This is a genomic window from Pantoea sp. App145 (assembly GCF_047947045.1).
Classification (GTDB): domain Bacteria; phylum Pseudomonadota; class Gammaproteobacteria; order Enterobacterales; family Enterobacteriaceae; genus Pantoea.
The window spans coordinates 2,556,304-2,571,063 of record NZ_CP133290.1 but is presented as its reverse complement, the minus strand read 5'-3'; the positions used below and the strand labels follow the sequence as shown (position 1 = coordinate 2,571,063).

At 55.3% G+C, this 14,760-nt stretch carries 12 protein-coding genes, 2 tRNA genes, 1 rRNA gene and 1 riboswitch; of the genes, 10 read left to right on the top strand and 5 right to left on the bottom strand.

Annotated elements, in window-relative coordinates:
- Nucleotides 1-18: 18 nt before the first annotated feature.
- On the top strand, nucleotides 19-1,458 hold the full coding sequence (locus RCF31_RS11745) for a PLP-dependent aminotransferase family protein (protein WP_299455310.1): 1,440 nt from the start codon (nucleotides 19-21) through the stop codon (nucleotides 1,456-1,458).
- A gap of 51 nt (nucleotides 1,459-1,509) precedes the next feature.
- Here the strand turns inward: RCF31_RS11745 and thiE are convergent, their stop codons facing one another.
- The 3 genes from thiE to rsd all read right to left on the bottom strand — a co-directional run bounded on the left by thiE (nucleotide 1,510) and on the right by rsd (nucleotide 4,846).
- Nucleotides 1,510-2,145 (bottom strand): thiamine phosphate synthase, encoded by a 636-nt coding sequence (gene thiE / locus RCF31_RS11740; protein WP_416410599.1) that lies wholly within the window; start codon nucleotides 2,143-2,145, stop codon nucleotides 1,510-1,512.
- Nucleotides 2,142-4,067: a phosphomethylpyrimidine synthase ThiC gene (thiC, locus tag RCF31_RS11735; RefSeq protein ID WP_416410597.1), complete on the bottom strand. Its 1,926-nt coding sequence runs from the start codon at nucleotides 4,065-4,067 to the stop codon at nucleotides 2,142-2,144. The genes thiE and thiC overlap by 4 nt, the downstream gene beginning before the upstream one ends.
- Nucleotides 4,068-4,146: 79 nt before the next feature.
- A riboswitch (TPP riboswitch) is annotated at nucleotides 4,147-4,247 on the bottom strand.
- 92 nt (nucleotides 4,248-4,339) lie between these two features.
- Nucleotides 4,340-4,846, bottom strand: a complete 507-nt coding sequence (gene rsd / locus RCF31_RS11730) for a sigma D regulator (RefSeq protein ID WP_416410595.1) — start codon at nucleotides 4,844-4,846, stop codon at nucleotides 4,340-4,342.
- 63 nt (nucleotides 4,847-4,909) lie between these two features.
- Here rsd and nudC point away from each other — a divergent pair, with 63 nt between their 5' ends.
- From nudC to RCF31_RS11700, 6 genes are all read left to right on the top strand, one after another.
- Nucleotides 4,910-5,683: an NAD(+) diphosphatase gene (gene nudC, locus RCF31_RS11725; protein ID WP_416410593.1), complete on the top strand. Its 774-nt coding sequence runs from the start codon at nucleotides 4,910-4,912 to the stop codon at nucleotides 5,681-5,683.
- A 39-nt stretch (nucleotides 5,684-5,722) separates the two neighbouring features.
- The gene (hemE, locus tag RCF31_RS11720) at nucleotides 5,723-6,790 is read left to right on the top strand and encodes a uroporphyrinogen decarboxylase (protein WP_084871763.1); all 1,068 of its coding nucleotides are present in this window, start codon (nucleotides 5,723-5,725) and stop codon (nucleotides 6,788-6,790) included.
- 2 nt (nucleotides 6,791-6,792) lie between these two features.
- Nucleotides 6,793-7,461 (top strand): deoxyribonuclease V, encoded by a 669-nt coding sequence (nfi, locus tag RCF31_RS11715; protein WP_416410591.1) that lies wholly within the window; start codon nucleotides 6,793-6,795, stop codon nucleotides 7,459-7,461.
- 62 nt (nucleotides 7,462-7,523) lie between these two features.
- On the top strand, nucleotides 7,524-8,114 hold the full coding sequence (locus tag RCF31_RS11710) for a YjaG family protein (RefSeq protein WP_299455291.1): 591 nt from the start codon (nucleotides 7,524-7,526) through the stop codon (nucleotides 8,112-8,114).
- Nucleotides 8,115-8,302: 188 nt separating this feature from the next.
- Nucleotides 8,303-8,575, top strand: coding sequence for a nucleoid-associated protein HU-alpha (gene hupA, locus RCF31_RS11705; protein WP_013507416.1), 273 nt, complete (start codon nucleotides 8,303-8,305; stop codon nucleotides 8,573-8,575).
- Between the two features lie 67 nt (nucleotides 8,576-8,642).
- Complete coding sequence (locus RCF31_RS11700) at nucleotides 8,643-9,311, top strand: DUF1481 domain-containing protein (RefSeq protein ID WP_416410588.1); 669 nt, start codon at nucleotides 8,643-8,645, stop codon at nucleotides 9,309-9,311.
- A 36-nt stretch (nucleotides 9,312-9,347) separates the two neighbouring features.
- On the opposite strand, the gene purD is transcribed toward RCF31_RS11700, so the two are convergent.
- Both purD and purH read right to left on the bottom strand, forming a co-directional pair.
- Nucleotides 9,348-10,628, bottom strand: a complete 1,281-nt coding sequence (purD, locus tag RCF31_RS11695; RefSeq protein WP_313689960.1) for a phosphoribosylamine--glycine ligase — start codon at nucleotides 10,626-10,628, stop codon at nucleotides 9,348-9,350.
- Nucleotides 10,629-10,646: 18 nt separating this feature from the next.
- Nucleotides 10,647-12,236 carry a bifunctional phosphoribosylaminoimidazolecarboxamide formyltransferase/IMP cyclohydrolase gene (purH, locus tag RCF31_RS11690; protein WP_313689958.1) on the bottom strand — a complete coding sequence of 530 codons (1,590 nt, stop codon included), beginning with the start codon at nucleotides 12,234-12,236 and terminating at the stop codon, nucleotides 10,647-10,649.
- A 603-nt stretch (nucleotides 12,237-12,839) separates the two neighbouring features.
- Here purH and RCF31_RS11685 point away from each other — a divergent pair.
- The 3 genes from RCF31_RS11685 to RCF31_RS11675 all read left to right on the top strand — a co-directional run bounded on the left by RCF31_RS11685 (nucleotide 12,840) and on the right by RCF31_RS11675 (nucleotide 14,758).
- Nucleotides 12,840-14,381: ribosomal RNA gene (locus RCF31_RS11685) — 16S ribosomal RNA — on the top strand.
- 73 nt (nucleotides 14,382-14,454) lie between these two features.
- Nucleotides 14,455-14,531 (top strand) — tRNA-Ile (locus tag RCF31_RS11680).
- Nucleotides 14,532-14,682: 151 nt separating this feature from the next.
- Nucleotides 14,683-14,758, top strand: a tRNA-Ala gene (locus RCF31_RS11675).
- The last annotated feature ends 2 nt before the right edge of the window (nucleotides 14,759-14,760 follow it).

The window sequence follows — 14,760 nt, the reverse complement described above, 5'->3', positions numbered from 1 at the left end:
AATCATGTGAGGCATACGATGACGCGTTACCAACATTTGGCTTGCCTGCTTTCTGACCGCATTGAGCAGGGGCTGTATCGTAGCGGTGAGCGACTGCCGTCGGTGCGTACGCTAAGCATTGAACACGGCGTCAGCATCAGTACCGTTCAGCAGGCCTATCATGTGCTGGAGGAGAAGCAGCTGATTGTGCCGCAGCCGCGTTCCGGTTATTTCGTTGCTACCCGCAAAGCTACGCCGCCTGTTCCTGCAATCACGCGCCCCGCCCAGCGGCCGGTAGAAATCACCCAGTGGGAATCGGTACTGGAACTGCTCAGTAGCCGCATTGAGGGCGACGTCATTCAGTTAGGCAGCGGTATCCCGGATCTGACACAGCCCACCCTTAAACCGTTATGGAAGATTCATGCTCGCATGGCGCAGAAGCAGGATATTAACCTGCTGAATTATGACTCCCTGTTGGGCATCGCAGCGCTGCGCGAGCAGGTCGCCCGTCTGACGATCGATAGCGGCTGCCAGCTTACCGCTGATGATATCGTGATCACCACCGGCTGCCATGAAGCGCTGTCGGTATCTATCCGTGCCGTTTGCCAGCCTGGTGACATCATTGCGGTGGAATCACCGACTTTCCACGGCACCATGCAGACATTGCGTGGTTTTGGCATCCGCGTGATTGAGATCCCTACCGACTCGGTGACCGGCATCAGCCTCGAAGCGCTGGAACTGGCGTTTGAACAGTGGCCGATCAAAGCCGTAGTGGTGGTGCCCAATTGTAATAACCCACTGGGTTTTATCATGCCGGAAGCGCGTAAACGTGCGCTGCTGACGCTGGCGCAACGCTTTGATGCCGCAATTATTGAAGACGATGTGTATGGTGAGCTGGCGTGGGAATATCCCCGTCCCATCAGCATTAAATCGCTGGATATGGATGGGCGCGTGCTGTTATGTAGTTCATTTTCCAAAACATTGTCACCAGGCCTGCGTGTCGGCTGGGTTGCGCCAGGGCGCTACCGTGAACGCGTGCTGCATATGAAATATATCAGCACCGGTTCATCGGCCACCGTGACGCAGCATGTGGTGGCGGAGTTTATTCGCCAGGGGCATTACTTGCCGCACCTGCGCCGCATGCGTCAGGTGTATCAACGCAATTACGAGACGTTGAGCTGCTGGGTCCGCCACTATTTTCCCTGTGGCATTTGCGTCTCGCGCCCCCAGGGGAGTTTCCTGATGTGGATCGAACTACCTGAAGCCTTTGATGCCGTACGCCTGAATGCTGAACTTCGAGAGTCGAAAATTCAGGTGGCGGTGGGTTCATTGTTTTCGGCCTCAGGTAAGTATCGCAACTGCCTGCGTCTGAATTATGCATTGCCAATCAATGAGGCGACTGAGCAGGCGATCGCGCTGGTGGGGGCCGCGGTGGAACATGCGATACTGGCCTGTAGTGCCGAAATGCTGGCGGATTGACGACATCACCTTTTCGTAGCGGCGCGATAAATCGCGCCGCTACAGCCTCAATCATTCTGTGGGCTGGACCTCCGCCAGAGCAAGCAACTCATGCGTGGCGGCTCGCCAGTCTTGTGCCTGAGTGATGGCACTGACGACCGCGATGCTCCCCACGCCCGTTGCCAGCACTTCAGGCGCGCGTGCCAGCGAGATGCCGCCAATCGCCACGGTTGAAATGCCTTCCAGCCGCGCCAGATGACGTTTCAGCTCGGTAATGCCCTGCGGCTCAGACGGCATCTCTTTGGTCTGCGTTGGGAAGATATGCCCCAGCGCGATATAAGAGGGACGTACAGCCAGTGCACGATCCAGCTCGGCATCGTCATGGGTGGATAAGCCAAGGCGTAAACCCGCCTGGCGAATAGCATCCAGATCGGCCACATCCAGGTCCTCCTGACCCAGATGCACGCCATAGGCGTTATAGCGAATCGCCAATCTCCAGTAATCATTGATAAATAACCGGGCGCGATATTGCTTACCGAGCGCGATGGCATCGCGCACCGCGTCCTCAACTTCGTGATCCTCGCAATCCTTAATTCGTAGCTGAATGGTGCGTACACCCGCTTCCAGTAAACGGGCAATCCACTCAACACTGTCCACAACCGGATAAAGCCCTAAACGCGGGGCGGTACTGGGAAATGGGGTGGTCATACTTTTTCCTCTTTCAAAGCATCGGCAGCATGATACAGCTCGCCACCACGGCTACGGAAGGCGTCTGACATCTGTGCCATACCCACTTCAATCGGCTGGGCTTCAGCCTGCTGACGGGCGGCAAAGTCGCGCACTTCCTGGGTGATTTTCATCGAACAGAATTTTGGACCACACATGGAACAGAAATGCGCCACTTTGCCCGATTCCTGCGGGAGCGTTTCATCGTGATAAGCGCGGGCAGTGTGCGGGTCCAGCGCCAGGTTGAACTGATCTTCCCAACGGAACTCGAAACGTGCTTTGGACATGGCGTTATCACGGATCTGGGCACCCGGATGGCCTTTGGCCAGATCGGCCGCATGGGCGGCGATCTTATAAGTAATCAGCCCTTGTTTTACATCTTCCTTATTCGGTAATCCCAGATGCTCTTTCGGGGTCACGTAGCACAGCATCGCGCAGCCAAACCAGCCAATCATCGCGGCACCAATACCAGAGGTGAAATGGTCATAACCGGGGGCGATATCAGTGGTCAGTGGGCCGAGCGTGTAGAACGGGGCTTCGTGGCAATGTTCCAGCTGCTCGGTCATATTGCGACGAATCATCTGCATCGGTACGTGGCCCGGGCCTTCGATCATCACCTGCACGTCATATTCCCAGGCGATTTTCGTCAGCTCGCCCAGGGTGTGCAGCTCAGCGAATTGCGCTTCATCGTTGGCATCCTGAATCGAACCCGGACGCAAGCCATCGCCCAGCGACAGCGCAACATCGTAAGCGGCACAGATTTCACAAATCTCGCGGAAGTGTAAATACAGGAAGCTTTCCTGATGATGCGACAGGCACCACTTCGCCATGATCGAACCGCCACGCGAAACGATGCCAGTCAAACGTTTCGCCGTCATCGGGACATAACGCAGCAGCACGCCAGCGTGGATGGTGAAGTAGTCTACGCCCTGTTCAGCCTGTTCCAGCAACGTATCGCGGAAAATTTCCCAGTTCAGATCCTCCGCCACGCCGTTCACTTTCTCCAGCGCCTGATAAATCGGTACAGTGCCAATCGGCACCGGGCTGTTGCGCAGAATCCATTCACGCGTTTCATGAATATAACGGCCAGTGGAGAGATCCATCACGGTGTCGGCACCCCAGCGGGTTGACCACACCAGCTTCTCCACCTCTTCTTCAATCGAGGAACTGACGGCCGAGTTGCCGATGTTCGCATTCACCTTCACCAGAAAGTTACGGCCAATGATCATCGGTTCGGATTCGGGATGGTTGATATTGGAGGGAATGATGGCTCGCCCTTCAGCGACTTCCTGACGCACAAATTCGGCGGTGATATTGGCAGGCAGATGCGCCCCAAAGCTGTACCCCGGATGCTGTTGCAACAATACCTCACCCCGGATACGCTCCCGTCCCATGTTTTCGCGTAACGCAATAAACTCCATTTCCGGTGTAATGATGCCCTGGCGTGCGTAGTGTAACTGGGTCACGCAATGGCCGGCTTTGGCACGACGTGGTTGTGGCAGATGTTCAAACCGCAGATGATCCAGCCCTTCATCCGCCAGCCGTTGCTGGGTATAGCTGGAGCTCAGTTGATCGATGGTTTCACTGTCACCACGCTCGGCAATCCAGCCTGCACGCAGTTTTGCCAGCCCCTGGTGCACATCAATGGTTGCCGATGGATCGCCATAGGCACCGGCGGTGTCATACACCGGCACCGGTTCGTTCGGTTCATACTGCGGGTTATCTTTGCTGCCGCCGATCAGGGTAGGGCTGAGCTGGATTTCGCGCATCGGTACGCGAATGTCATCACGGTTGCCGGTGATCCAGATACGTTGAGAGTTGGGAAAAGCGGTGCCTTGCAGTGAATCGATAAATTCCTGCGCCTGGGCGCGTTGTTCACGGCGAGAAGTTTTTGCAACAGACATAGCAATTTTCCTGTAAATGATGGAAGTTGCTTGTCCGGAGTCCGGAAGGAGTAACAGAAACGATGCACGCATCGTACTGATGATGTTTACTCTTGTTCCCTTCGCAGGTACTAACCTGATCAGGTTCCGCGGATCCCGAATTAACGGTCTCAGCCCCAATGGGCACTCCGACAAGAAAATATTTGCGGCTGGTGTGGTAAACCGCAAAACAAAAAAGCCCACTCAGCATAGAAGGGCTTTTTGCGAATAACAAGTTTTTTACAAGTGGCGATTTAAGCCTGGCGAGCGACAGGGCTGTCATTCGCTACCCGTGGGCGTGCCAGCTGATTATCCCACGCCAGACGCACCAGCTTGTCTTCCAGCGTGAAACGCGACTCCAGCACTTCTCCTACTTCAGACAGCGCCTGCTGGAAAGTGACACAGTTGTCGTCAGTGATGGCCTGTTGCAGATGACCATCATACAGCTGCATCATTCGTTCGGTATTCGCCTCCAGTAACGGGTAAATCTGTGCGGCGGCAATCAGGGGGCTGTCGCCCTGCATCTCATTGATAATCCGCTCATAAATACTGAAGTGACCAACCGAAAGATAATCCACCAGGTTGTGGCAAAATGCATCCAGCGCCTGCTCATCGAGGGCGCTTAACGCGTCTTTTTTTGGCTTCATGCCAATCAACTGATAATAGTTAACCAACAGCTGACGACGTGCGCGTAACCATGAATCGACAAGTTCGTTACCGCTGCCTACACGCTCGGTCAGGTCATCTAACTGAGTAAGCATACGAGGCTCCATGTGGGTTATAGTTGTTCATTCTGCGAATAGACGCTAAGGATGACGATTTAAATGCAACGTGAGATCTCAAGCGTAGACGCTGGCTGGTGGATTGTCAGCCATGAACAAAAACTTTGGCTACCGCAGGGGGAGTTGCCGCATGGCACGGCGCAACAATTTGGCCTGGCGGGCAGCAGCGGTATGGTGATTGGCGAATGGCAGGGCGAAAATGTCTGGCTGGTGCGTGAATCACGACCCGATAACATGGGGTCAGTACGCCAGCTGATTGATGAGGACGTTGGCCTGTTCCAGCTTGCCGGGCGCGGCGTACAACTGGCGGAGTTCTATCGTTCCCATCGCTGGTGCGGCTATTGCGGCCACGAGATGCATTTAAGCAAACGTGAATTCGCCTGCCTGTGCGGCCATTGTCGCGAGCGCTATTACCCGCAAATCGCCCCCTGCATCATTGTCGCCATCCGCCGTGGTGATGAGATTTTGCTGGCAAACCATGCGAAGCATCGCAACAACGTTTATACCGTGCTGGCCGGATTTGTCGAAGTGGGCGAAACCCTCGAACAGGCGGTGGCTCGTGAAGTGATGGAAGAAAGTAATGTACGGGTGAAAAACGTGCGTTACGTGACCTCACAACCGTGGCCGTTCCCCCATTCGCTGATGATGGCGTATATGGCGGAATATGACGGCGGTGATTTGCAACATGACGGCAAAGAGCTGCTGGATGCGGGCTGGTTCCGCTACGATGCCCTGCCATTATTACCCCCGCCCGGCACCGTTGCGCGACGTTTGATTGAAGATACCGTTGCCCAGTGTCGCGCCAGCGCGATATGAAAATGCTACACTGGCGCCCTGCAAGTGAGAGAGCCAATTATGAGTGAACTGAAGAACGATCGTTATCTGCGTGCCCTGTTACGTCAGCCGGTGGATATCACCCCGGTATGGATGATGCGACAAGCCGGGCGTTATCTGCCGGAGTATAAAGCCACTCGTGCCGAGGCCGGTGATTTTATGTCGCTGTGTAAAAATGCTGAGCTGGCGTGCGAAGTCACGTTGCAACCGCTGCGTCGTTACGCGCTGGATGCGGCCATCCTCTTCAGCGATATCCTCACCATCCCCGATGCGATGGGGCTGGGCCTGTATTTTGAAACCGGTGAAGGCCCGCGTTTCTCTCACCCCATTACCTGCCGGGCGGATGTCGATAAACTGCCGGTGCCCGATCCGGAGCAGGAGCTGGGTTACGTGATGAACGCTGTGCGTACCATCCGCCACAACCTGAAAGGCGAAGTCCCGTTGATCGGCTTTTCCGGTAGCCCGTGGACGCTGGCGACCTATATGGTCGAAGGCGGCAGCAGCAAGGCGTTCACCAAAATCAAAAAGATGATGTACGCCGAGCCGCAGACGCTGCATATGTTGCTGGATAAACTGGCAGACAGCGTGATCCTCTATTTGAACGCGCAGATCAAAGCGGGTGCCCAGTCGATCATGGTATTCGACACCTGGGGTGGCGTGCTGACCGGCCGTGACTACCGTGAATTCTCGCTTTACTACATGCACAAGATTGTCGATAGCGTGCTTCATGAAAACGAAGGCCGCCGCGTGCCAATCACCCTGTTCACCAAAGGTGGCGGGCAGTGGCTGGAAGCGATGGCAGAAACCGGTTGCGATGCGCTGGGGCTGGACTGGACCACGGATATTGCTGATGCGCGTCGTCGCGTTGGTCATAAAGTGGCGTTGCAAGGCAATATGGATCCGTCCATGTTGTATGCGCCTCCGGCCCGTATTGAGCAGGAAGTGGCGGGCATTCTTGAAGGATTTGGTGCCGGGGAAGGCCACGTCTTCAACCTGGGTCACGGTATCCATCAGGATGTGCCGCCGGAGCACGCCGGTGCCTTTGTTGAGGCGGTGCATCGTCTGTCCCGTCCTTACCATCAGGGTTAACCATGGATTTAGCGGCGCTACGCAGGGAACAGCAACAGCGTGCGGCTGATGTGGTGCGGCAGGATGATTTTGAGGTGCTGCCGCCCCGCTGGATTGCCGGTGCCGATGTGGGCTTTGAACAGGGCGGTGAGGTCACACGCGCCGCCCTGGTGATTCTGGAGTACCCCTCGCTACAGCTGGTGGAGCATCAGATTGCCCGCATCAGTACCACCATGCCGTATATCCCCGGTTTTCTCTCCTTTCGCGAAGTGCCCGCCCTGCTGGCGGCCTGGCAGCAACTCACTCATCAGCCCGATCTGTTATTTGTCGATGGTCACGGTATCTCGCATCCGCGTCGGCTCGGCGTTGCCGCGCATTTCGGCTTGCTGGTGGATGTGCCCACCATCGGCGTAGCGAAGCGGCGTTTATGCGGGCATGTTGAGGCGCTGGAAGAGGCTCCAGGCAGCCGTCAGCCATTGATGGATCAGGATGAGCAGATTGGCTGGGTGTGGCGTAGCAAGGCGCGCTGCAATCCGCTGTTTATCTCCACCGGCCATCGTGTCAGCACCGATAGCGCCCTGCAATGGGTGGAAAACTGTACCGCAGGCTATCGTTTACCTGAGCCGACGCGCTGGGCGGATGCGGTTGCTTCCGGCCGTCCGGCCTTTCTGCGCAGGCAAAATGCGCGTTGACGCTGTTTGCGCGCGGCTTTTGCGGTACACTGCCGCCAGCTAAATTATTGAGAGCAAGTTTGATGTTACAGAACCCCGTCCATTTACGTCTGGCGAAGCTGGAAAGCTGGCAGCACGTCACCTTTATGGCCTGTCTGTGTGAACGCATGTTCCCCAACTACTGGGCCTTCTGTCAGCAGACCGAATTCGCAGATCCGCAGCTTTATCGCCGCATGCTCGATCTCGTCTGGGAAAGCCTGACGGTCAAAGACGCCAAAATCAATTTCGACAGCCAGCTGGAGAAACTGGAAGCGGCAATCCCTAATGGTGATGATTTTGACATCTACGGTGTGCATCCGGCGATTGATGCCTGTGTGGCATTGAGCGAAGTACTGCATGCGCAGCTGAGTGGGGAAACCCTTGAGCATGCCATTGAGGTCAGCCGGACGTCGATCACTACCGTGGCGATTCTCGAAATGACCCAGGCTGGACGCGAAATGAGCGATGAAGAGCTGCGCGAAAACCAGGCAATTATTGACGAATGGGATCTGCAGTGGGAGATTTTTCGCCTGCTGGCAGAGTGCGAAGAGCGCGACCTTGAACTAATTAAAGGGTTACGTTCTGACCTGCGCGAAGCGGGAATCAGTAACATCGGTATAATTTTTCAGCAATAAGGCGAGAAAACGTGACTTCAGGCCCGAATTAGCGCGCCTGGAGGCTTCACATCAGCCCCCTGTCTGGTCTACATTTGGGGGGCTGAAAATTGTGGCTATCGGTGCGTGCAGGCTGAAGAGTGCCAGAATATGGCTTTTCCCTCGCACTCGTTGCTTAGCAAGCGATAAATACACTTTAAGGATAACTTATGAACAAGACTCAACTGATTGATGTGATCGCGGAAAAAGCAGACCTGTCAAAAACCCAGGCTAAAACTGCACTGGAATCTACTCTGGCTGCGATCACTGAGTCTCTGAAAGATGGTGATGCTGTACAACTGGTTGGTTTTGGTACTTTTAAAGTGAACCACCGCGCTGAGCGTACCGGTCGCAACCCGCAGACTGGCAAAGAGATCAAAATCGCTGCGGCAAACGTACCGGCGTTCGTCTCTGGTAAAGCGCTGAAAGACGCTGTTAAATAAGTTTCCGCGACGCGGTATAGCTTTAAAAGAGGGGCGGCATCGCCCCTTTTTGTTGCCGGAGCCTGCCATGCTGAACCTTTTACATCAGCGCGTCTGCGCTCTGTTATGTGGTGCCCTCCTGGTAGGGTGCAGCTCCACTCCTGATCTTCCTGCCTTTACTGCCAGCGGCTACCTTGCCGACCGTGGCGTAGTGCGTATCTGGCGCAAAAACAGCGACCATCAGTCAATTCATATGCGTACCGTCTTCATCCCCTTTGATGGTGATGCGATGGAGACCACCGATTACAGCTGGCTGAACAACAATCTCACCAACGTGGAACGACAGGTCACGGGCAAACAACCGGATACCGTCACGCTGCGTTTCGATCAGCAAGGCAATCTCAATTTTATGCAGCGGCAACTGGCCGGGCGACGTGAAGCCGTCAGCAGCGACAGCGTGGAACTGTACCGCTTCGATGCACAGCGCATGCTACAGCAGAGTAATGCGTTGCTGGATGGACGTGTGTTGCTGAGCCAGGGGCACTGGCTGGGCGGGATTCAGGTACGAACCTGCGAAGATAAAGTCATTAATGCGCCTTTCGATAGCAGCATGGTGGCAGCCCTGACCCAGCAACAGCAGCGCGATCCCTCGGTGTCATTGATGGTGGCATGGCTGGAAGCGCCAGAAGGAGTACAGTTGCTCCATATCACCCCAACGGATGAATGCAGCTGGCAACCAAAAGAGAGCGATTTCTGACGGGAATGAAGAAGGGGCACTGAGTGCCCCTTGTGATTATTTGCGGTTGATGGCGCGATAGCCGATATCGTAGCGACAGAAACTGCCATCCCACGAGATAGGCTTAGCCAGCGCATAAGCACGCTGCTGCGCGGCAGCGACATCTTCACCCAGCGCGGTGACGCACAGTACGCGTCCGCCATTGGTGACCACCAGATCATCTTTGAGGGTGGTACCTGCGTGGAACACCTTACCATCTGCAACTTCTTCCAGCGGCAGACCATGAATCTGGTCGCCGGTGTTGTAGTCACCCGGGTAACCGCCAGCCGCCAGCACCACACCCAGCGATGGACGTGGATCCCATTGTGAGGTCTGCTGATCCAGTTTACCGTCACAGGCCGCCAGGCACAGCGCCACCAGATCGGACTGCAAACGCAGCATGATCGGCTGGGTTTCCGGATCGCCAAAGCGGCAGTTGAATTCGATCACTTTCGGCTGGCCGGCTTTGTCGATCATCAGCCCGGCATACAGGAAGCCGGTGTAAGTGTTGCCTTCGGCTTTCATGCCGTTCACGGTTGGCCAGATGATCTGATCCATCACGCGCTGGTGGATCTCATCAGTCACTACCGGAGCCGGTGAGTAAGCGCCCATACCGCCGGTATTCGGGCCAGTATCGCCATCACCTACACGTTTATGGTCCTGGCTGGTGGCCATGGGCAGTACGTTGTCGCCATCCACCATCACGATAAAGCTGGCTTCTTCACCATCCAGGAACTCTTCGATCACGATGCGATGGCCCGCGTCGCCGAAAGCGTTACCCGCCAGCATATCCTGCACGGCATCTTCGGCTTCTTTCAGCGTCATCGCCACGATGACACCTTTACCGGCAGCGAGACCGTCTGCTTTGATCACGATCGGTGCGCCTTTCTCGCGCAGGTACGCCAGCGCGGGCTCAACCTCGGTAAAGTTCTGATACTCAGCGGTTGGAATCTGCTGGCGGGCAAGGAAATCTTTGGTGAAGGCTTTGGAACCTTCCAGCTGCGCTGCCGCCTGCGTTGGGCCAAAAATTTTCAGACCGGCCGCGCGGAACGCATCCACCACCCCAATCACCAGCGGCGCTTCCGGGCCGACGATGGTCAGGTCGATGTTTTCCTGCTGGGCAAACGCCAGCAGCGCAGGGACATCAGTGGCACTGATCGCCACATTCTGCAATGCTGGTTCCAGCGCGGTGCCAGCATTGCCCGGTGCCACAAATACGGTCTCTGCCAGCGGAGACTGCGCAGCCTTCCACGCCAGGGCGTGTTCACGTCCGCCGTTACCAATCACTAAAATTTTCATCTGTAACGCTCCAAACGATTAATGGCGGAAATGACGCATGTCGGTAAAGATCATGGCGATGCCGTGCTCATCGGCGGCAGCAATCACTTCATCATCGCGAATCGAACCGCCCGGCTGGATTACGCAGGTGACGCCGACGGCAGCAGCAGCATCAATACCATCGCGGAACGGGAAGAAGGCGTCAGAGGCCATCGCCGACCCTTTCACTTCCAGACCTTCATCACCGGCTTTGATCCCGGCGATTTTTGCCGAGTAGACGCGGCTCATCTGACCCGCGCCTATCCCGATGGTCATGTTGTCACGCGCATAGACGATGGCGTTGGATTTAACGAACTTCGCCACTTTCCAGCAGAACAGCGCATCACGCAGTTCCTGTTCGGTTGGCTGACGTTTGCTTACGACGCGCAGCTGGCTGGCGTCGACCATGCCGAGATCGCGATCCTGCACCAGTAAACCGCCGTTAACGCGTTTGAAATCCAGCCCGGCAACGCGGCTCTGCCACTGACCACACACCAGCACGCGAACGTTCTGTTTGCTGGCGGTCACTTTCAGCGCGGCTTCGGTGGCTGAGGGGGCAATAATCACTTCGACAAACTGGCGGCTGATGATGGCCTGAGCCGTCGCTTCGTCCAGCTCACGGTTGAAGGCAATGATGCCGCCAAACGCAGAAGTCGGATCGGTTTTATAAGCACGCTCGTAGGCATCCAAAATGGAATCGCCTACAGCCACACCACAGGGGTTGGCATGTTTCACAATCACGCAGGCAGCTTCGCTAAACTCTTTCACACATTCCAGCGCGGCATCAGTATCGGCGATGTTGTTATAGGAGAGCGCTTTACCCTGTACCTGCTGTGCCGTCGCCACTGAGGCTTCCGCGACGTTTTCTTCTATATAGAAAGCTGCGTCCTGATGGCTGTTCTCGCCATAACGCATATCCTGTTTCTTAATGAAGTTAAGGTTTAGGGTACGTGGGAAGCGGCCTGCTGGTTCTTTGCTCTCGCCATGATAAGCCGGTACCAGGCTACCGAAGTAGTTGGCAATCATGCTGTCGTAGGCGGCGGTGTGTTCGAAGGCTTTGATCGCCAGATCGAAACGGGTTGCCAGCGTCAGGGAGTTCTCATTGGCATCCAGCTCCGCAATGATGGCGCTGTAGTCGCTGCTCTTCACCACAATGGCGACGTCTTTGTGGTTCTTCGCGGCAGAGCGCACCATGGTCGGGCCGCCGATATCGATGTTTTCCACCGCATCTTCCAGCGTACAACCCGGTTTTGCGACCGTCTGGGCAAAGGGGTAGAGGTTAACGACCACCATGTCGATGGGGTTGATGGCGTGCTGCGCCATGATGGCATCATCCTGGCCGCGACGACCGAGAATGCCGCCATGCACTTTCGGGTGCAGCGTTTTGACGCGTCCATCCATCATTTCCGGAAAACCGGTGTAGTCAGACACTTCAGTGACCGGCAGGCCTGCATCTGCCAGCAGGCGAGCAGTACCACCTGTGGAGAGCAGCTCAACACCACGGCTGGAGAGTGCCTGAGCAAATTCGAGGATACCGGCTTTGTCTGAGACACTCAGCAGAGCGCGGCGTACAGGACGACGTTGTTGCATGGTGGTTTTATCCCTTGGCTTTGTTTCGCGTAAATAAGAGCGTTACATCAAGCTTAGCGTTTCTCTTCTATATAGAAGAAGCGGCTTGCTTCAGGTAACGCCCCAAAAGGGGCATCCTTGACGTCGCGGGGCATTGTAGCGAAAACGTTTGCGCGATGCTCGACTAAATTCATTTACCCGTCAGGATGTGGATAACTTTGTGTGTAAGTGGGTATAAGGCGGGGTTTTGCTGTGGAATGCAGCGAACGGTTGTTTTTATTGAAATTAGCGGTTGCGCATGCCGAACAACTCCCTATAATGCGCCTCCATCGACACGGCACAACGGCTTACGAAATGCGGTGTTGAGAGAGAAGTTCTGAAGGAACTCTCGCCGGAGAAAATCGCTGAAAAAAGTGATTGACTCTGAAGGAGGAAAGCGTAATATACGCCACCTCGCGACAGACGGTTAACCCGCTGCCCGCACTGCTCTTTAACAATTTATCAGACAATCTGTGTGGGCACTCGCAGGATTGATATCAAAAGTCTACGGACTTAAAAAATATCAAGTCTCAAGAGTGAACACGTAATTCATTACGAAGTTTAATTCTTTGAGCATCAAACTTTAAATTGAAGAGTTTGATCATGGCTCAGATTGAACGCTGGCGGCAGGCCTAACACATGCAAGTCGAACGGTAGCACAGGGGAGCTTGCTCCCCGGGTGACGAGTGGCGGACGGGTGAGTAATGTCTGGGGATCTGCCCGATGGAGGGGGATAACTACTGGAAACGGTAGCTAATACCGCATAACGTCGCAAGACCAAAGTGGGGGACCTTCGGGCCTCACACCATCGGATGAACCCAGATGGGATTAGCTAGTAGGTGGGGTAACGGCTCACCTAGGCGACGATCCCTAGCTGGTCTGAGAGGATGACCAGCCACACTGGAACTGAGACACGGTCCAGACTCCTACGGGAGGCAGCAGTGGGGAATATTGCACAATGGGCGCAAGCCTGATGCAGCCATGCCGCGTGTATGAAGAAGGCCTTCGGGTTGTAAAGTACTTTCAGCGGGGAGGAAGGGTGTGAAGTGAATAGCTTCATGCATTGACGTTACCCGCAGAAGAAGCACCGGCTAACTCCGTGCCAGCAGCCGCGGTAATACGGAGGGTGCAAGCGTTAATCGGAATTACTGGGCGTAAAGCGCACGCAGGCGGTCTGTCAAGTCGGATGTGAAATCCCCGGGCTTAACCTGGGAACTGCATTCGAAACTGGCAGGCTTGAGTCTCGTAGAGGGGGGTAGAATTCCAGGTGTAGCGGTGAAATGCGTAGAGATCTGGAGGAATACCGGTGGCGAAGGCGGCCCCCTGGACGAAGACTGACGCTCAGGTGCGAAAGCGTGGGGAGCAAACAGGATTAGATACCCTGGTAGTCCACGCCGTAAACGATGTCGACTTGGAGGTTGTGCCCTTGAGGCGTGGCTTCCGGAGCTAACGCGTTAAGTCGACCGCCTGGGGAGTACGGCCGCAAGGTTAAAACTCAAATGAATTGACGGGGGCCCGCACAAGCGGTGGAGCATGTGGTTTAATTCGATGCAACGCGAAGAACCTTACCTGGCCTTGACATCCACGGAATTTGGCAGAGATGCCTTAGTGCCTTCGGGAACCGTGAGACAGGTGCTGCATGGCTGTCGTCAGCTCGTGTTGTGAAATGTTGGGTTAAGTCCCGCAACGAGCGCAACCCTTATCCTTTGTTGCCAGCGATTCGGTCGGGAACTCAAAGGAGACTGCCGGTGATAAACCGGAGGAAGGTGGGGATGACGTCAAGTCATCATGGCCCTTACGGCCAGGGCTACACACGTGCTACAATGGCGCATACAAAGAGAAGCGACCTCGCGAGAGCAAGCGGACCTCATAAAGTGCGTCGTAGTCCGGATTGGAGTCTGCAACTCGACTCCATGAAGTCGGAATCGCTAGTAATCGTAGATCAGAATGCTACGGTGAATACGTTCCCGGGCCTTGTACACACCGCCCGTCACACCATGGGAGTGGGTTGCAAAAGAAGTAGGTAGCTTAACCTTCGGGAGGGCGCTTACCACTTTGTGATTCATGACTGGGGTGAAGTCGTAACAAGGTAACCGTAGGGGAACCTGCGGTTGGATCACCTCCTTACCTGAAGATACCTTCCTTCGAAGTGCTCACACAGATTGTCTGATAGAAAAGTAACGAGCAGAAAAACCTCTACAGGCTTGTAGCTCAGGTGGTTAGAGCGCACCCCTGATAAGGGTGAGGTCGGTGGTTCAAGTCCACTCAGGCCTACCAAATTTCTTCTCATGCTGCGTTATGCGCGCGGTCGTTTACCGACGTAAACTTCCCTTCCGCATGCCTTGCCTGAGCAGAAATTGCATTCTTCTTTTGTCTGAAGAATGTGAACTCGGTTGAGTGGTAGTAGTGGTCTCTGCAGTAACTGTATGGGGCTATAGCTCAGCTGGGAGAGCGCCTGCCTTGCACGCAGGAGGTCAGCGGTTCGATCCCGCTTAGCTCCACCATT